The sequence below is a fragment of the Paractinoplanes ovalisporus genome, from assembly GCF_016834655.1.
GTDB lineage: Bacteria > Actinomycetota > Actinomycetes > Mycobacteriales > Micromonosporaceae > Actinoplanes > Actinoplanes ovalisporus.
On sequence record NZ_JAENHP010000005.1, the window covers coordinates 181,884 to 199,273 of the forward strand.

16 protein-coding genes are annotated in these 17,390 nt (G+C 70.4%); 12 read left to right on the top strand and 4 right to left on the bottom strand.

Annotation, left to right across the window (positions count from 1 at the left end; all coding sequences use genetic code 11):
• Positions 1-8 precede the first annotated feature (8 nt).
• The 6 genes from JIG36_RS18700 to JIG36_RS18725 all read left to right on the top strand — a co-directional run bounded on the left by JIG36_RS18700 (position 9) and on the right by JIG36_RS18725 (position 6,369).
• Positions 9-986: a glycosyltransferase family 2 protein gene (locus JIG36_RS18700; protein WP_203377609.1), complete on the top strand. Its 978-nt coding sequence runs from the start codon at positions 9-11 to the stop codon at positions 984-986.
• Positions 973-1,350 (top strand): GtrA family protein, encoded by a 378-nt coding sequence (locus tag JIG36_RS18705; protein WP_203377610.1) that lies wholly within the window; start codon positions 973-975, stop codon positions 1,348-1,350. The genes JIG36_RS18700 and JIG36_RS18705 overlap by 14 nt, the downstream gene beginning before the upstream one ends.
• 31 nt (positions 1,351-1,381) lie before the next feature.
• Positions 1,382-2,266, top strand: a complete 885-nt coding sequence (locus JIG36_RS54075) for a helix-turn-helix domain-containing protein (RefSeq protein WP_203377611.1) — start codon at positions 1,382-1,384, stop codon at positions 2,264-2,266.
• Positions 2,267-2,340: 74 nt separating this feature from the next.
• Positions 2,341-4,245, top strand: coding sequence for a maleylacetate reductase and hydroxyquinol 1,2-dioxygenase domain-containing protein (locus JIG36_RS18715; protein ID WP_203377612.1), 1,905 nt, complete (start codon positions 2,341-2,343; stop codon positions 4,243-4,245).
• Entirely contained in the window at positions 4,238-5,965 is a 1,728-nt protein-coding gene (locus JIG36_RS18720; RefSeq protein ID WP_203377613.1) for an FAD-dependent oxidoreductase, read from the top strand. The genes JIG36_RS18715 and JIG36_RS18720 overlap by 8 nt, the downstream gene beginning before the upstream one ends.
• Complete coding sequence (locus tag JIG36_RS18725) at positions 5,962-6,369, top strand: VOC family protein (RefSeq protein ID WP_203377614.1); 408 nt, start codon at positions 5,962-5,964, stop codon at positions 6,367-6,369. Before JIG36_RS18720 ends, JIG36_RS18725 begins: the two co-directional genes overlap by 4 nt.
• A 137-nt stretch (positions 6,370-6,506) precedes the next feature.
• On the opposite strand, the gene JIG36_RS18730 is transcribed toward JIG36_RS18725, so the two are convergent.
• Positions 6,507-7,754, bottom strand: coding sequence for a nucleotide sugar dehydrogenase (locus JIG36_RS18730; RefSeq protein WP_203377615.1), 1,248 nt, complete (start codon positions 7,752-7,754; stop codon positions 6,507-6,509).
• On the bottom strand, positions 7,751-9,463 hold the full coding sequence (locus JIG36_RS18735; RefSeq protein WP_203377616.1) for a stealth family protein: 1,713 nt from the start codon (positions 9,461-9,463) through the stop codon (positions 7,751-7,753). Before JIG36_RS18735 ends, JIG36_RS18730 begins: the two co-directional genes overlap by 4 nt.
• Positions 9,464-9,687: 224 nt before the next feature.
• Between JIG36_RS18735 and JIG36_RS18740 the strand changes: the two genes are divergently transcribed.
• The 4 genes from JIG36_RS18740 to JIG36_RS18755 all read left to right on the top strand — a co-directional run bounded on the left by JIG36_RS18740 (position 9,688) and on the right by JIG36_RS18755 (position 13,317).
• Positions 9,688-9,918 carry a hypothetical protein gene (locus JIG36_RS18740; RefSeq protein WP_203377617.1) on the top strand — a complete coding sequence of 77 codons (231 nt, stop codon included), beginning with the start codon at positions 9,688-9,690 and terminating at the stop codon, positions 9,916-9,918.
• A 64-nt stretch (positions 9,919-9,982) separates the two neighbouring features.
• Positions 9,983-11,548 (top strand): signal recognition particle protein, encoded by a 1,566-nt coding sequence (ffh, locus tag JIG36_RS18745; protein ID WP_203377618.1) that lies wholly within the window; start codon positions 9,983-9,985, stop codon positions 11,546-11,548.
• Positions 11,549-11,610: 62 nt separating this feature from the next.
• The gene (locus tag JIG36_RS18750) at positions 11,611-12,213 is read left to right on the top strand and encodes a Uma2 family endonuclease (RefSeq protein ID WP_203377619.1); all 603 of its coding nucleotides are present in this window, start codon (positions 11,611-11,613) and stop codon (positions 12,211-12,213) included.
• A 24-nt stretch (positions 12,214-12,237) separates the two neighbouring features.
• Positions 12,238-13,317, top strand: a complete 1,080-nt coding sequence (locus JIG36_RS18755) for an amidohydrolase family protein (protein WP_203377620.1) — start codon at positions 12,238-12,240, stop codon at positions 13,315-13,317.
• Here JIG36_RS18755 and JIG36_RS18760 read toward each other — a convergent pair.
• Positions 13,307-14,734: an outer membrane protein assembly factor BamB family protein gene (locus JIG36_RS18760; RefSeq protein ID WP_203377621.1), complete on the bottom strand. Its 1,428-nt coding sequence runs from the start codon at positions 14,732-14,734 to the stop codon at positions 13,307-13,309. The genes JIG36_RS18755 and JIG36_RS18760 overlap by 11 nt on opposite strands.
• Entirely contained in the window at positions 14,724-15,236 is a 513-nt protein-coding gene (locus tag JIG36_RS18765) for a SigE family RNA polymerase sigma factor (protein ID WP_203377622.1), read from the bottom strand. The genes JIG36_RS18760 and JIG36_RS18765 overlap by 11 nt, the downstream gene beginning before the upstream one ends.
• Positions 15,237-15,312: 76 nt before the next feature.
• Between JIG36_RS18765 and proS the strand changes: the two genes are divergently transcribed.
• Positions 15,313-16,719 carry a proline--tRNA ligase gene (gene proS / locus JIG36_RS18770; protein WP_203377623.1) on the top strand — a complete coding sequence of 469 codons (1,407 nt, stop codon included), beginning with the start codon at positions 15,313-15,315 and terminating at the stop codon, positions 16,717-16,719.
• Complete coding sequence (locus JIG36_RS18775; RefSeq protein ID WP_203377624.1) at positions 16,719-17,390, top strand: ribonuclease FAU-1 family protein; 672 nt, start codon at positions 16,719-16,721, stop codon at positions 17,388-17,390. Before proS ends, JIG36_RS18775 begins: the two co-directional genes overlap by 1 nt.

The following is a 17,390-nucleotide window of genomic DNA, read 5'->3' on the forward strand; positions in this document are numbered from 1 at the left end:
GGGCGAGCGTGACCGTATCGAGCCCGTTGATCTCCGTGGTCGCGCCCGTCTTCAACGAGGGCGCCGGCGTGGAACGCTTCGTGGGCCGCCTCACCGAGGTGCTCGCCGGCGCCGGCCTCAGCCACGAGCTGGTGCTGGTCGACGACGGCTCGACCGACGACTCCTGGGACTACGTGGTCGAGCAGGCGATGCTCGACGAACGGGTCCGCGGCCTGCAGCTGTCGCGCAACTTCGGCAAGGAGGCGGCGGTGCTGGCCGGGCTCGAGCACGCGGCCGGCGACGCCGTCATCGTGATCGACTCCGACCTGCAGCACCCGCCCGAGGTCATCCCCGAGATGGTGCGGCGCTGGCGTGAAGGGGCGCAGGTGGTCGAGGCGGTCAAGCGCAACCGCACCGGCCAGGGCGTGGTCGGGCGGCTCGGCGGACGGATGTTCAACAAGGCGTTCACCGGCCTCACCCAGGTCGACCTGATCGACGCCACCGACTTCCGGCTGCTCTCCCGTCCGGCGCTGGAGGCGTTGCTGCGCCTGCCCGAGCACTCGTCGTTCTTCCGCGGCACCAGCAGCTGGATCGGTTTCCGCCGCAGCGCCATCGAGATCGACATCGAGCACCGCGCGGGTGGCCGCTCCCGCTGGACGTTCGGCTCGCTGTTCCGGCTCGCGGTCAACGGGCTCACCTCGTTCACCTCGGCCCCGCTGCACCTGGTGACCATGGTCGGCCTGGCCTTCGCGGCGTTCGCCGTGCTGCTCGGCGCGCAGACCCTGATCCGCTGGATCGGCGGCGACTCGGTGGCCGGCTTCCCGACCGTCATCCTGCTGCTGCTCGTGATGGGCACGTTCCTGCTGCTCGGCCTGGGTGTGATCGGCGAATATCTGGCGCGCATCCACGAGGAGGTGCGCGGCCGGCCCCGCTATCTGGTGCAGGAGAAGTCGGGCCGCGTCGCCGACACCACGGTTCCCGAGCAGTGGGCGCGTGCGCGGCGCTGAACTCCTGCGCTACGGCCTCAGCGGGGCCTCGAGTGCCCTGACCCACCTCGGCGTCGGGTTCGGGCTGGCCGCGGGGCTGGGGGTCCGGGCGGTGATCGCCTCGGGCGCCGGGTTCGTGGCGAGCGTCGGGGTCTCGTACGGGCTGCAGCGGTCCTGGGTCTTCCGCTCGACGGCCGGGCACCTGGTCGCGGGCAGTCGCTTCCTGACCGTGACGGCCGTGGCGTTCGCGCTCAACAGCGTCGTGCTCTGGCTCGGCACCGAGGCCTTCGGCGGACCGTTCGTGCTGGTGCAAGCGGTGGCACTGGTCGTCATCCCGGTGGTCAACTACGCCCTGAACTCGCGCTGGACCTTCCGCGTCCCTTGATTTCGATCATGTTTACGGGTGTCATGGTCGTGTGGCGGAGCTCACGGTCCACGACACCAACGGCATCCTCCGTCAGCCCTGGGTGCACCCCGACCGGACGAGCCGCGGCCTCGGCTGGGAGCAGCTCTACGTCTCGACCCAGAGCGAGCTGCCCTATCAGGCCAGCTTCGGCGGGGCGCCCAGCCACCTGGTGATCCTGCACCTCAACGGTCCGGTCACGGTGCGCCGCGGGCATCTGGGGCTGACCAGCTCGCGTACGGTGCCGCCGGGTGGTCTCTTCGTGCACCCGGCCGGCAAGGAACTCACCGTCGAGCTCGGCGGCGCGCTCGACACCGTGCACGCCTATCTGACCGACGACCTGCTGTGCCAGGCCGCCTCCCGGCCGGTCGAGCTGGCCGAGGAGCTGGGCGCGTTCGACCCGCTGGTCGAGCAGCTGCTGCTCACCCTCGACGGCGTGATGCGCGACTGGGAACCCTCGGCCCGCACCTACGTCGACCATCTCGGGCACGCGCTGGCGGCCCAGCTCGCCCGGCAGCACAGCGTGCGGGCGCGGCCGGTGCCGATGCCGCTGCGGGGTGGGCGCTCCGGGCTGTCCGACCGGCAGTTCCATGCCGTACGGGAGCTGGTCGAGGAACGCCTGGCCGAACCGTTGCCGCTGCGCGAGCTGGCCGCCGTGACCGGGCTGAGCGTCAGCCAGTTCGGGCGGCAGTTCAAGGCGCGCACCGGCCTGTCCCCGCATCAGTTCCTGATCCAGCGCCGGGTCGACGTGGCGGCCCGGCTGTTGCGCGGCACCGCCCTGCCGATCGCCGAGGTCGCGCTGCGCTGCGGCTTCTCCCACCAGGAGCACCTCACCCGGGTGCTGCGCGCCCACCGCAACACGACGCCGGCCGCGATGCGCGTCTCGGTCGGCGCTTAGGGCCGGGCATGGTGCGCTTTTTGTGCAGCGCGTAGGTGCAGGATCCGCGGCCGGGTGGCGCGGACGATGGACCGGTGGAGTCCTTCGAGTACACCGCGCACACGTCCCGGGTGATCTTCGGAGCCGGGAGTCTGGGGCGGCTGCCCGACGAGGTCGCGCGGCTGGGCGCCACCCGGGTTCTGCTGCTGGGCCGGCGCGCGCCTGACCTCGGTCCGCTGTCGGTGGCGCGGTTCGACGGCGTCGCCATGCACACGCCGGTCGAGGTGACCGAGCGGGCCCTCGAACTGCTGCGCGCCTCGGGCGCGGACTGCCTGGTGTCGGTCGGGGGCGGGTCGGCGACCGGGCTGGGCAAGGCGCTCGCCGCGCGCACCGGGCTTCCGCAGATCGCGGTCCCGACGACGTACGCGGGCTCGGAAATGACCCCCGTCGTGGGGGAGACCGCCGGCGGCGGGAAGGCGACGCGGCGCGACCCGGCCCTGGTGCCGCGGACCGTCATCTATGACGTGGAGCTGACCCTCGGGCTGCCGGTTCCGCTGTCGGTGACGAGTGGGCTCAACGCGATGGCCCATGCCGTGGAGGCGTTGTATTCGCCGCAGGCCAACCCGGCGATCGACAGTTTCGCGCTGGACGCTCTGGCCCGTCTGGCCCGGGCGTTGCCGGCTCTCGTGGACCGGCCGGACGACGCCGATGCCCGGTCGGACGCGCTCGTGGGGGCCTGGCTCGCGTCGATCTGCCTCGGGGCGGTCGAGATGGGGTTGCACCACAAGCTGTGTCACGTGCTGGGTGGGTCGTTCGGGCTGCCGCACTCGGAGACGCATGCCGTCGTGCTGCCGCACGTGATGGCGTACAACGCTCCGGCCGTTCCCGCGGTGATGCGGCGGATCGCGGGTGCTCTCGGCGTGACCGACGCGCCGGCCGGACTCGTCGACCTCGCCGCCCGGCTGGGGGCGCCGATGTCGTTGGCGTCGCTCGGATTGCGGGATTCCGACCTCGCCACGGCGGCGGAGTTGGTGACCGCCAAGCCCTATCCCAATCCGCGGCCCGTCGACGACGTTCTGGTGGTTCTGCAATCGGCCTTCTCGGGTGAACATCCTGTTTCCGGTGGCGCGCCTGGCATCGGGGCGGCGTTCTCCTCGGGTGGCGCGCCTGACATCGGGTGGCTCACCGACGAGGTGGTGGCGAGCTTCGCCGGGGCCTCCTCGGAGCGCCTGCGTGACCTGCTCGGGGACTTGGTGCGGCGGCTGCACGGGTTCGTGGCGGACAACGACCTCACCGAGGACGAGTGGAAAACCGCGATCGACTTCCTGACGCGTACGGGGGAGATGTGCTCGCCGACGCGGCAGGAGTTCGTGTTGCTGAGCGACACGCTCGGCGTCTCGAGCGCCGTCGACCTGTTGACCAATTCACGGTCGCCGGCGACGACGCCCTCGGCGGTGCTCGGGCCGTTCTATGTCGAGGGGCCTCCGGCCGTACCGCCGGGAACTGATCTTGCTGTTGATCTGCCCGGTGTGCCGCTGCGCGCGGACGTGCGGATCGTCGACCTCGACGGCAATCCGGTGCCGGACGCGGTGGTCGACGTCTGGCAGTCCAATCAGGACGGTTTCTACGACGTGCAGCTGCCCGACCTCGAGGGGCCGGTGCTGCGGGCGCGGTTCTCGAGCGACGCCGACGGGCGGGTGTGGTTCCGCTCGATCCTGCCGTCGGAATACCCGATCCCCGACGACGGGCCGGTGGGGGAGATGCTGCGGGCGACCGGGCGGCATCCGTACCGGGCCCCGCATCTCCACTTCATGATCAATGCACCGGGTTTCCGGCGGCTGATCACCCAGCTCTTCGTGGCCGGGGGCCGTTACCTCGATTCCGACGCGGTGTTCGGGGTCAAGGACGAGCTGATCGTCGAGTTCCCGGCGGCCCCGGACGGCACGCGCACCGTCGAGTTCACCTTCCGTATCGCGCCCCTGGAGGTCGGCCGTGCCTGATGTCGAGACCGATGTGCTCATCGTCGGGAGCGGACCCGCCGGTGGGGCGGCCGCGCTGTTGCTGAGCACCTACGGCGTACGGAACATGGTGGTGACCAAATACGGCCGCCTCTCCGACACCCCGCGTGCCCACATCACCAACCAGCGCACGATGGAGGTGCTGCGCGACGCCGGCGTCGAGGACCAGGTGACCGCCCAGGCCACGCCGCAGCACCTGATGGGCGACACGGTCTTCTGCTCCAGCCTCGCCGGTGAGGAGCTGGGCCGGCTGCACACCTGGTACACCCATCCGTCGCGGCTCGCCGACCACGCCCTGGCCTCCCCGTCGAGCATCTGTGACATGCCGCAGCACCTGATGGAACCGGTGCTCATCAATAATGCGGTCGCCCGGGGCACGTCGTTGCGCTATCAGACCGAATACCTGTCTCTGGAACAGGACGCCGACGGCGTGACGGCGACCGTGCGGGACCGGCTGCGCGGCGACGAATACCGGATCCGCGCGAAATATCTGATCGGCGCCGACGGCGGCCGCAGCAAGGTGGCCGAGGACATCGGGCTGCCCATGGTCGGCAAGATGGGCGTCGCCGGCAGCATCAACATCGTCTTCGAGGCCGACCTGACCGCGCTCACCGCGCACCGGCCGAGCACGCTTTACTGGGTGCTGCAGACCGGCTCCGACGTCGGCGGGATCGGCATGGGACTGGTCCGCTGCGTCCGGCCGTGGCACGAGTGGCTGATCGTCTGGGGCTACGACATCAACGGCGAGCCGCCCGACCTCACCGAGGAGTACGCCCGCCGGATCGCCCACCATCTCATCGGCGACGGCTCGGTGCCGGTCACCGTCAAGTCGTCCTCGGCGTGGACGGTCAACCACATGTACGCCGAGACCTACCAGAGCGGCCGCGTGTTCTGCATGGGCGACGCCGTGCACCGGCACCCGCCGTCGAACGGGCTCGGCTCCAACACGTCGATCCAGGACGCCTACAACCTGGCCTGGAAACTGCGGATGGTGCTGGACGGGTCGGCCTCGCCCGCGCTGCTGGACTCGTACACGGCCGAGCGTGCCCCGATCGGCCGGCAGATCGTCGACCGGGCCAACCGCAGCATCGGCGAGACCGCCCGCATCTTCGACGCGCTCGGCATGCTCTCGACCGAGGACCCCGAGCAGCTGCGCCGCAACATGGACGCGCGCAAGCTGAGCACGCCCGCGGCGGAGAAGCAGCGGCGGGAGCTGCGCGAGGCCATCGCGTTCAAGAACTACGAGTTCAACACGCACGGGGTCGAGCTGAACCAGAGGTACGTCTCGGACGCCGTCATCCCCGACGGAACCCCCATGCCGGTCAACCCGCGCGACGACGAGCTCCACCACCTGGCGACCACCTGGCCCGGCGCGAAGGTGCCGCACGCCTGGGTCGGCCGCGGTAGCTCCCGTCTGTCCACGCTGGACCTGGGCGGCCACGGCCGGTTCGTGTTGCTGACCGGGCTGGGCGGCGAGGCCTGGGTCGCGGCGGCGGCTTCCCTGCCGATCGACGCCGTGGTCATCGGGCCCGGCGCCGACTACGAGGACATCTACGGCGACTGGGCGCGGCTGCGCGAGATCAACGATTCCGGTTGTGTGCTGCTGCGTCCCGACAACCACGTGGCCTTCCGAAGCGCTGACATGGTTTCCGACCCGTCCGGCACGCTGCGGTCCGCGCTGAACCAGATACTGGGCCGGTGACTTTTCGCGTAGACCTGACCCTCGACACCCGTGACGCCGAGTCGCTGGCCCCGTTCTGGAAGCTGGCGCTCGGCTACGAGGACGAGCCCCCGCCCGCGCCGTTCACGACCCGGGACGAGTGGGTGGCGTCGTTCGGCTCGTCCGCCGACGACCCCGACGAGGGTGGCGGAGCCTGGCTGCACGACCCGGCCGGGGTCGGACCGCGGCTGAGCCTGCTGGACGTGCCCGAGCCCAAAACGGCCAAGAACCGGCTGCACATGGACATCCGCGTGGGGTCGTGGGCCGGGATCGAGGCCAGGGCGGCCGAGCTGGTCACCGCGGGCGGCCGCATCCTGAACGTCGTCGACGGCCACCACATCGTGATGGCCGATCCCGAGGACAACGAGTTCTGCCTCGGCGCGTAGGCGGGGGTCGTCCGGAGCGCACGGCCCACCCTGTAGTGGGAGGGGGAGGGGGTGGCCGAAATTTTACGCCGATCTTGAAGCCGAACCGGCCGCTGTCCACCGGACAAAACGACTTGTCCACAACGCTGTGACGGGTTTCAGAGGCGGTGGGCCGACGAGCCGGTGGTGGCTCCGCGGGTGTCGAAGAAGCGCTTGGCCAAACGGGCCAGCTCGTCGGCGTCGTACGCGCGATGGTTCTGCACCAGGATCACCAGGTCGGCCGACGCCACGGCGCCCAGCAGGTCGGCGGTGTGGGGCACGATCCATTCCGGCACGTACGGGTCGTGGTAGGAGACCGACGCGCCCAGCGACTGCAACTGGCGGGCCAGTGGGGTCGCGGGTGATTCGCGCTGGTCGGCGATGTCCGGCTTGTACGTGACGCCCAGCAGCAGGATCGTGGCGCCGTGCACGGCCTGGCCGTCGGCGTTCAGCAGGTTCTGCGCGCGACGGGCCACATAGGACGGCATGGTCGCGTTGATCTCCTGGGCCAGCTCGACGAAGCGGAACGGGTAGCCCAGGCGGCTGCGGACGTTGTGGGACAGGTAGTTCGGGTCGATCGGGATGCAGTGCCCGCCCACGCCCGGACCCGGATAGAACGCCTGGAAGCCGAACGGTTTGGTCGACGCGGCCCGGATCACGTCCCACAGGTCGATGTCGAGCTCGTGGCAGAACCGCGCCATCTCGTTGACCAGGGCGATGTTCACGTGGCGGTACGTGTTCTCCAGCAACTTCGCGGTCTCGGCCTCGCGAGTTCCCCGCGTACGCACCACGGTGTCGACGAACCGGCCGTAGAACCCGGCGGCGCGCAGCGTGCAGTCCGGCGTGAATCCCCCGACCACCTTGGGGGTGTTGCGCGCCCCGAACCGTTCGTTGCCGGGGTCGATGCGCTCGGGCGAGAACGCCAGGTGGAAGTCGGCCCCGGCGGTCAGCCCGGAGAGCTGTTCCAGCAGGGGCCGGACCACCTCGTCGGTGGTACCGGGATAGGTCGTCGACTCGAGCACCACGAGCATGCCGGGGCGCAGGTTGCGGCCGATCGCCGAGGTCGCCCCGGTGACCGCGGTCAGGTCGGGGCCGTCGCCCTCGGCCAGCGGGGTCGGCACGCAGATGACCGCGGTGCCGGCGCCCGCGATCAGCGACTCGTCGGTGGTGGGGGTGAATCCGCCGGCCAGCATCGCGGCGATGTCGGCGTCGCTGAGGTCGTCCACGTGCGAGCGGCCCGCGGCGAGCGACGCCACCACGTCGGCCCGCACGTCGAAACCGAGAACCGACAGACCCGCCCGTACGGCCTGCTGGGCCAGCGGCAGCCCGACGTAGCCGAGCCCGAGGATGACGACGTCGCAGCTCATCGAACCACCTCGGGAAGGGTGATCACGCGCTTCAGCTGGCGTGCGACCACCGGCGTACGGGCAATGGGCCCGGAAAGCTCCCACCGGGAGGGGAAGGGCAGATAGGCGGGCAGGAACTCGGCCAGCAGCGCCGCCTGCTCGGTCATCGCCTCGGGACCGGAGTCGGTGTCGTTGAGGCAGAACGCGTCCAGGTGCCGCCGGTGCAGCAGCCGGGCCAGCTGGAACGGCGTGGCCGGGTCGGCCAGGTCGGTGTAGAGGTAGTTGATCTGCCCGGGGGCGGCGCGGCCGGTCAGGTACGCGTAGTACTGCTGCAACGATGACAGCAGCGCGATGTCGTCGGGGTGGCGGAACTGGTGTGCGGCGGTCGCGGCCACCTCGCCGGCGAACCGCTCCTCGATCTCGGCCAGCACGCTGCGCCGCGACGGGTGCGGCGTGTGCTTCATCTTGCGGGTCAGCACCCGGCCGAACGTGCTCTGGATGAGCTGCCGGTTGTTCTTGCCGGCGGAGTCGGCCGGGGCGTCGGCGACCGAGCGCGGCGCCGAGCTGACGAGCGCGCCCGACGGGAAGAAACGGGTCAGCCCGCCCGGCGTGAAGAACAGTTCGGGGGCCACCGGCCGGCCCAGGAACACGTCGTCGTTGAGGTAGAGGAAGTGCTCGGCCAGGCCCGGGATGCGGTGCAGGCGCGACTCGATGGCCTGCGAGTTGAAGGTGGGCAGCTTCCCGGTGCCGCCGAAGATCTCGCGGTGGTCCACCACGGTCAGGTCGCCGCGGGTGGTGTCGAGCCACTCCGGCAGCTGGCCGTCGGTGACCAGATGGACGTGCCGGATCCAGGGCGCGTACGCGTGCAGCGAGCGCAACGAGTAGCGCAGCTCGTCGCGCGAGACGAACCGGGAGTTGTTGGCCGCCTGCCCGTTGGTGCCGGCCACCCAGCCGTTCGCGCGCAACGCCTCGGCCTTGCGCGCGTGCCAGGCCGGGTCGCTGCCGTCGACCCAGGTGTAGACGGCGTCGATCGGGAACGCGACCCGGTCGGGGCTCACCATCGTGAACACCTCGCGGGTGCGGTAGCGGCGGGTGGTGCCGGGCGCGCCGAACGGGCCGAAGACGGGTTCGGCCACGACGATCTCGGGTTCGTCGGCCGGGACCACGTCGGCCACCGGGTTGCTGCGCGGCCCGGTCAGGGTTCCGCCCTCGTGCCGCCAGAATTCAACTTCGCATCCGTACGCGGGACCGAGCGCGAGACGGCCCGCCGGGTCGGTCACGGGCCAGCTCACCCGCACGACCCGTCCCGGGATGACGCTGTCGAGCCGGCCCTCGCCGCGGGACGTGACGGCGGACAACGCGGCGAGCGTCTTCGCCCGGTCGGCCTCGTCCACGGCCACGCCCGTACGGGTGAGGGAAGCCACCGGGATGCGGAACCAGTCGACGCCGGCGCTGGTGAGGGTGTCCAGCACGCGGTCGAGGTTCTCCCGCCGTACGGAAGCGGGGTCGGCCTGCGGGGAACGCCGGGCCGTGACGCGCCCCGCCGCCGTGCGGAGCCGCAGAGCCGGCGCGTCCCCGACCGGCTTGAGCCGTGGACGCGGGCCGAGCGGCACGATCCGGCGGGCCACCCGCAGCCGGTCCGAGCGCGGCACCAGGGGCAGGACCCGCCGCTGCAGCTGATGGAGCACCCGCCGCCGTACGGGCCAGGGCAGAAGCCGGATGATCCGCACGCCGTCGTCCTTCCGCCGGTCCGATGGGTCACGACCTGTGTCTGGACCCCTCAACGGGCGTTGTCCGGCCGAGGTTGCGGCGCGTCACCTCGCGTACCTCTTGAATCGGTGGTATAGCGGCAAAACGGACACGATGGCGGGGTGGGTTCAGGGTTACCACCGATGCGCCGGGTTGCCCGGGTGAGTCATCGTGGAGTCCGCAGCTTCGACTCGGGGAGGCCGAGATGGGCAAGGCCGTGGCATTTCTGGTGGCGTTGATCGCCGGCGTGATCGCCGTCGGCTGGGTGGTCAGCTCGCTGATCGGCCCGGTGTTGTTCTACCTGATCGTGGGCGCGCTCGCGGTCGGCGGCGGCTACTACCTCTACGCAAAGGCCAAGAAGGGCCTCGCTCCCGGCACGCGCACGCAGCGCCGGATCGAGGCGGCCCAGAAGACCTACCGCATGCGGAACCGGTGAGGCTTCGGCCGGGCGGCTAGGCTTGCCTCATCGCCGCTCACTTTGACCAACGGGAAGTCTCACCGTGTTTGACACTTTGAGTGACCGCCTCTCCGGCATCTTCACCAAGCTCCGGGGCAAGGGCAAGCTCACCGACGCCGACATCGACGCCACCGCCCGCGAGATCCGTCTCGCGCTGCTCGAGGCCGACGTCGCGCTGCCCGTGGTCAAGGCCTTCATCTTCAACCTGAAGGAGCGCGCCCGCGGGGCCGAGGTCTCGCAGGCGCTCAACCCGGCCCAGCAGATCATCAAGATCGTCCACGAGGAGCTCATCAACGTCCTCGGCGGCGAGGGGCGGCGGCTGCAGTTCGCCAAGACCGCGCCCACGGTGATCATGCTGGCCGGTCTCCAGGGCGCCGGTAAGACGACCCTGGCCGGCAAGCTCTCGAAGTGGCTCAAGGCCCAGGGCCACCAGCCGCTGCTCGTGGCGGCCGACCTCCAGCGCCCCAACGCGGTCAACCAGCTCCAGGTGGTCGGCGGCCGGGCCGGCGTCGACGTCTATGCGCCCGAGCCCGGCAGCGGCATCGGTGACCCGGTCAAGGTCGCGAAAGACTCGATCGACGTCGCCAAGCGCACCGCCAAAGACATCGTCATCGTCGACACCGCCGGTCGTCTCGGCATCGACGAAGAGATGATGAAGCAGGCCCGCGACATCCGCGACGCCGTCGACCCCGACGAGGTCCTGTTCGTCATCGACGCCATGGTCGGTCAGGATGCGGTGCAGACCGCCGAGGCCTTCCGCGACGGCGTCGGCATCACCGGCGTGGTGCTCTCGAAGCTCGACGGTGACGCCCGCGGTGGTGCCGCGCTCTCGGTCCGCCACGTCACCGGCGAGCCGATCCTCTTCGCGTCCACGGGTGAGAAGCTCGAAGACTTCGACCTCTTCCACCCCGACCGCATGGCCAGCCGCATCCTCGGCATGGGTGACGTTCTGACCCTCATCGAGCAGGCCGAACAGGCCTTCGACGAGGATCAGAAGGAGAAGATGACCGGCAAGCTCCTGGCCGGCGAGACCTTCACCCTCGAAGACTTCCTCGACCAGCTCATCGCCGTGCGGCGGATGGGCCCGATCGCCAACATCCTGGGCATGATGCCGGGCATGGGCCAGATGAAGGACCAGCTGGCCGAGCTTGACGACAGCCACTTCGACAAGGTCACGGCGATCATCCGCTCGATGACCCCGGGCGAGCGCAGCAATCCCAAGATCCTCAACGGCTCGCGCCGCGCCCGCATCGCCAACGGCTCCGGCGTCACCGTCATGGACGTCAACCAGCTGCTCAACCGCTTCGCCGACGCGCAGAAGATGATGAAGCAGATGAGCGGCATGATGGGCCTGCCCGGCGGTGGCCGTCGCAAGGCCACGAAGAGCCCCAAGAACAAGCGCAAGGGCACGAAGGGCGGCAACAACCGTCCGCGTACGGGTGGTGGCGGCGGTGGCCTGCCCGCGGGCTTCCCGGGCGGCATGCCCCAGCTCCCGCCCGGCCTCGACCCGAACGCCCTCGGCGGCGCCGGCGGGGGTGGCTTCAACCTGCCCAACCTCGACTTCAACAAGCTGATGAAGCAGCAGAAGGACGACAAGGACAAGCGCTGACAACCGATTGGTGATCTAGGCATGGGTACAGTAGTCTGGTGACACCCCCTGAGGAGGTCCCGATGACTGCGGCCCTACAGCTGCCGAGCCCGCTGGATGAGAAGCGGGACTGGACCGTCGACGACCTGGCGAGCCTTCCGAAGGATCTTCGTTATGAGTTGATCGACGGAAGGCTCGTGGTGTCGCCGTCTCCGACCCCGCTTCATCAAGACCTCGGTGTTCGCCTGTTACTCGCCCTCGAAGCTGTCTGCCCGCCCGACCTCATGGTCGTCACCGACCTCTCCTTGCGGATCGATGCGCGCTCGGAACCACGGCCGGACGTAGTCGTGATCGACAGAAAGCTGGTCAGCGTCAGTCCCGTGCCGGTGGAGGCGGCCGTGCTGGCGGTCGAGGTGATTTCGCCCGACTCGACCATTCGCGATCTACATTCGAAACCACGGATGCTCGCGAAAGCGGGCCTGCCGAACTATTGGGTGGTCGACCCGTTCCATGCGGAAGGCATCGTCCTGGCTGTGTTCCGGCTCGGCTCGGACGGGCAGTATGCGCTGGTGACCGAGACCCACCGGGTTTTCGAGACCGACGTGCCCTTTCCGGTGACGGTTGATCTGCCGGCCCTCGAAGTTCGTCGGCGGATGCTTCTTGGTGGCTCCTTGCCGGAAGTCTGACTCACCTTCGGGTAGGACTGTCCTATGGCGTTTCATGTGCGCGGGGCGGTTCTGCCGGACGGGGAAGTCAGGGACCTCTGGCTGGTGGGCGACACGGTCACCTACGAGCCCGTGAGGGGTGCCGAGACGATCAGCGATGGCGGGTTCGTCGTGCCGGGGCTGGTCGACGCGCACTGTCACCTGGGGATCGCCTTCGGGGCCAAGCCGGTCACCAGCCTCGATCAGGCGCGCGACCTGGCCTACACCGACCGTGACGCGGGAGTGCTGGCGCTGCGCGACGCGGGGTCGCCCTACCCGTATCCGGAGCTCGAGGACGAGGACGGGATTCCCCGGCTGGCCCGCGCGGGACGCCACGTGGCGGCGCCGCGGCGCTACCTGCGCGACGTGGGCATCGAGGTGGACGGCGTGGCCGACGTGCGAGCCGCCGTCACCGAGCAGGCCAAGGCCGGCAACGGGTGGGTCAAGCTGGTCGGTGACTGGATCTCGCGCGACGCCGGTGACCTGGCGCCCTCGTGGGACCCCGAGACCATGGCGGCCGCGGTCGAGGCGGCACACGAGGCGGGCGTGCGGGCCGCCGTGCACACGTTCTCCGAGGAGGGCGTCGAGATCATGGTGCGGGCCGGCGTCGACTCGGTCGAGCACGGCACCGGGCTGTCGCTCGACCTGATCGACGAGATGGCGCGGCGGGGCACGGCCCTGGTGCCCACGATGATCAACATTCGGACCTTCGGCGGGATCGCGGATCGGGCCCGGGGCAAGTTCGACACGTACGCCGATCACATGGTCTCGCTGCAGGAACGGTTCCCGTCGGTGGTGCGGGCGGCGTACGAGGCCGGCGTGCCGATCTATGTGGGAACCGACGCCGGGGGCGGGATCCGGCACGGGCTGGTCGCCGAAGAGATGCTGATCCTCGAAGAGGCCGGGCTGCCGGCCGAGGAGATCCTGGCCAGTGCCTCGTGGCGGGCCCGGGAGTGGCTGGGCTTCCCCGGCCTGGTCGAGGGCGGCCTGGCCGACCTGGTCGTCTATGAGACCGACCCGCGCGCGGACCTGCGAGTGGTCCGCGCGCCGAGCCGCATCGTGCTCAAGGGCAAGGTCATTCTCTGAGCTGGAAGACCCGCACGTCCTTCGTGGTCGGACAGACCAGTCTGTCCGGTGTGTGAGCGCATGTGCCGGCCCGTGCGGGCAGAAGGCCGAGCCGGGTGACGGTGCCATAGGTGGTGTTCACGATCTGCACCTCACCCCCGGTGGTCGGCGGCATCACCAGCACGCGCCCGCCGTCCAACCACTCGACCTCGGCCTGGGTGGTCGTGCGGAACACCTCGCGACCGTTCCCGTCGATCAGCCGGGTCACGCCGTCGCCGCCCAGCAGCAGCTCGACGTCGTAGGCGACGAGCGAGGACCCGCCGACCGGCCCCGGCACCGACCAGATGACCTGGCCGGTGTTCGCGTCGACGGCGCGCAGCCAGGCCTCGGTGTCGCTCACCTCGTCGACCAGGCAGACCCGGTTGGCGCCGCAGACGGTCATGCTGCCGACCGTGTGCCCGAGCTTCCCGATGAAGATCTTTTTGGAGGCGCCGGTGGTCAGATCGGTGACGACCACCCGGTACGGCTCGGTGTCGCAGCACCCGGGCCCGCCGTCGTAGAACTTCCCCTCGTACGCGACCTTGCCCTCGGGCCCGCCGTTCGGAGGCGAGACCGGCGTCGTCGTCCGCTTCACGTCACCACTGACGATGTCGCGCACCTGCACCTGGCCCGACCGGCGCACGACCACCAGCCGGTCGTCGGTCAACGGGGAGCCGGGCAGCTCCTGGCCGTAGACGCGCATGCCGAGAATCTGATCGACCATGTCGCTGCTCGGGGCGATCGACCACAGCTTCCGTCCGGTCCTCAGGTCGTGGGCGTCGACCTGGCCCGTCCGATCGTTGCGCTGGACGAACACCCGCTCGTGCACCAGCTCCTCGCCCAGATGGCTGCTCGTGTAGGTCCACATCTGGCTGCCGTCGGCCGGGTCGAGCACCCAGTTCGAGCCGCCGCCGTTGCCGACCAGCACCGCGTCTTCCGTAGCGCTCACAAAAGCGCCCAGTTCCGGCCCGGTGGAGAACCCCTGGATGCGCCAGATGACCTCGCCCGTACGCAGGTCGGCCGCGACCACCGCGATCTGCTCGCCGACCTTCCAGGCGTCGTAGATCCGGTCCTTCACGATCGTCGGATGCGTCTCGTCGAGCGTCCGGCCGTAGGTGATCGGCTTGCCCACCGGCGGCAGCGGGCCGACGGCGGTGGGGGTCGTCGCGGTGACCGACGGGGACGGAGTGGGCGCGACCGTCTTGTCGGCCCGGCGCTGGCCCTGGCCGGCCGCCACACCGACCCCGGCCAGCACCACGCACACCGCCGCGGCCGTCGCGATGATGCCGTTGCGGGTGCGCTGCCGCCCCCGCTTGCGGGCCTGCGCGGCCGTGCTGAGCGGGATCAGGTCGGCCTCACGGGCCACCGAGGCGAAGATGTCGTCGAGGTCAGTTGGCATCGTCGGCTCCGTTCGTGGCCAGGGCAGGTGTCTCACCGAGGGCCGCCGCCAGGCCGGCCCGGCCGCGGGACAACCACGACTTGACCGTGCCGACCGAGGCCCCGGTCTCGTGGGCGATCTCGGCCACCGAGCGGTCGAGCAGGTAGTGCAGGGCCAGGGCGCGGCGGTGCACCATCGGCAACGAGCGCATCGCGCGGATCAGCAGCACCGTGTTCTCGGACGGGGGAGGGACAGGCGGGGGTGGTGGTTCGGCGGCGGTCCGGGCCCGGCGTACGCCGATGCGCCGCCACCGGTCGGCCGACAGCCGGTTGACCACGAGCCGTAACCAGGCCTCGCGGTCCTCGTAGTCGGCTAGGCGCCGCCAGCGCTGCCAGGCCCGCGCATACGCCTCCTGCACGAGATCCTGCGCGTCGCCCGGGTCGCCGGTCAGGCCGTACGCGTATCTGGCCAGGCGCCGGGAGGTGTCCCGGTAGAAGTCGTCGAAGTCCTCGGTCGTTGTCATCCCCACCGCCCTTCCACCTAGGACACGACATGCCCACCCGCAGGGTTGCGCACCGGCGCGACTAGGATGTCGCCTCATGGCCCGTGTGCTCACTCCCCGTGCGGAAGACTTCCCCCGCTGGTACCAGGATCTGATCTCCAAGGCGCAGCTGGCGGACAACGGTCCGGTCCGCGGCACGATGGTGATCCGGCCGGTCGGCTGGGCCATCTGGGAGCGCATGCAGGCCGACATGGACCTGCGCATCAAGGAAGAGGGCGTGCAGAACGCCTACTTCCCGCTGTTCATCCCCGAGAGCTACCTGCGCCGCGAGGCCGACCACGTCGAGGGCTTCTCGCCCGAGCTGGCCGTGGTCACCCACGCCGGTGGCAAGCAGCTGGCCGAGCCGCTGGTCGTACGCCCCACCAGCGAGACGGTGATCGGCGAGTTCATGGCCAAGTGGGTCGACTCCTACCGCGACCTGCCCCTGCTGCTCAACCAGTGGGCCAACGTCGTGCGGTGGGAGCTGCGGCCGCGCACGTTCCTGCGCACCACCGAGTTCCTCTGGCAGGAGGGCCACGACGCCCACGCCACCGAGGAGCTGGCGCGTCAGCACGCCCGCAACATCCACCGCAACGTCTACCAGGCGTTCATGGAGGAGCTGCTGGCCATCCCGGTCGTGCCGGGCCGCAAGACCCGGGGCGAGCGCTTCGCCGGCGCCACCAACACCATGACCGTCGAGGCCATGATGGGCGACACCAAGGCGCTGCAGATGGGCACCTCGCACGAGCTGGGCCAGAACTTCGCCAAGGCCTTCGACATCACGTACTCGTCGAAGGAGGGCACGGTCGAGCACGCCTGGACGACCTCGTGGGGCACGTCGACCCGCATGGTGGGCGGCCTGATCATGGTGCACGGCGACGACAACGGCCTGCGGCTCCCGCCGAATCTGGCGCCGATCCAGGTGCAGGTCATGGTGGTCAAGGCGGGCGAGGGCGTGGTGGAGGCCGCGAGCAAGCTCCGCGACGAGCTCAAGGGCGCGGGCGTGCGGGTGAAACTCGACGACCGGGCCGACATCCCGTTCGGCCGCCGCGCCGTCGACGCCGAGCTCCAGGGCATCCCGATCCGCATCGAGGTCGGGCCGCGTGACCTGGCCAACGGCAGCGTCACGATCGCGCGCCGGATCGACGGCTCGAAGACCCCGACCCCGATCGGCGACGTGGTGGGCGCGGTGACCAGCGCCCTCAAGGCCGACCAGCAGCGCCTGTACGACGACGCGCTGGCGTTCCGTGAGGCCAACACGGTCGAGGTCAAGACGCTGGACGAGGCGATCGAGGCCGCGCAGACGGGCTGGGCCCGGGTGCCGTGGTCGGCGGTCGGCGAGGAGGGCGAGAAGACCGCCAACGGCAAGGCCGTGACGGTCCGCTGCCTGACCCGCCCCGACGGCGGGATGCCCGACTCCGACGAGGAACCCGGCCTGGTCGCCTACCTGGCCCGCTCCTACTGATGCGGTTCGAGCCCGGCCGGCTCGTCCTGCACCGGGACACGCACCACGGCCGGCTCGGCTTCGTCCACCCGACCCGGGTGATCTCCGACGACGAGCGCGGGCTGCTGCTCTGGCTGGCCCGCGACTCGGTGGTCGCGATCGAGACGACAACCGACGGCCGTGGTCCCCGTGACATGCCGTCGTTCGTCGAGTGGGAGGCGGCGCCGAAGAAGGCGACGTTCACCACCTGGCGCGGCCCGGGCGTGCTGCGCTTCTTCCCGGCCGGCGCCGACCACTCGGTGTGGCTCTTCCGCGACGACGAGGGGTTCTTCAAGAACTACTACGTCAACCTGGAGGAGTCCGCGGTCCGCTGGGACGACGGCGCGGCCGCCGGCATCGACGTGGTCGACCAGGACCTGGACATCGTCGCCGCCCCCGACCCGGACACCGGTCGTCTGGAGTGGCAGTGGAAGGACGAGGACGAGTTCGAGGAACGTCTGGCCCGTCCCGACCTTTACTGGGTGCCCGACGAGGCCGCGGTCTGGGCCGAGGGTTTCCGCGTCGTCAAGCTGATCGAGGCGGGCGATTTCCCCTTCGACGGCACGTGGACCGACTTCCACCCCGATCCGACCTGGCCCACCCCCACCGAGCTGCCCCCAGGCTGGGACCGCCCGGTAGTCGCCCGCATTTGA

Bases quoted from the DNA above. Each gene is read 5' to 3' on its own strand.
- JIG36_RS18730 (WP_203377615.1), bottom strand. From the start codon at position 7,754: ATGAGCTGCGACGTCGTCATCCTCGGGCTCGGCTACGTCGGGCTGCCG.
- JIG36_RS18740 (WP_203377617.1), top strand. From the start codon at position 9,688: ATGGGCAAGGCCGTGGCATTTCTGGTGGCGTTGATCGCCGGCGTGATC.
- JIG36_RS18750 (WP_203377619.1), top strand. From the start codon at position 11,611: ATGACTGCGGCCCTACAGCTGCCGAGCCCGCTGGATGAGAAGCGGGAC.
- JIG36_RS18755 (WP_203377620.1), top strand. From the start codon at position 12,238: ATGGCGTTTCATGTGCGCGGGGCGGTTCTGCCGGACGGGGAAGTCAGG.
- JIG36_RS18760 (WP_203377621.1), bottom strand. From the start codon at position 14,734: ATGCCAACTGACCTCGACGACATCTTCGCCTCGGTGGCCCGTGAGGCC.
- JIG36_RS18765 (WP_203377622.1), bottom strand. From the start codon at position 15,236: ATGACAACGACCGAGGACTTCGACGACTTCTACCGGGACACCTCCCGG.
- proS (WP_203377623.1), top strand. From the start codon at position 15,313: ATGGCCCGTGTGCTCACTCCCCGTGCGGAAGACTTCCCCCGCTGGTAC.
- JIG36_RS18775 (WP_203377624.1), top strand. From the start codon at position 16,719: ATGCGGTTCGAGCCCGGCCGGCTCGTCCTGCACCGGGACACGCACCAC.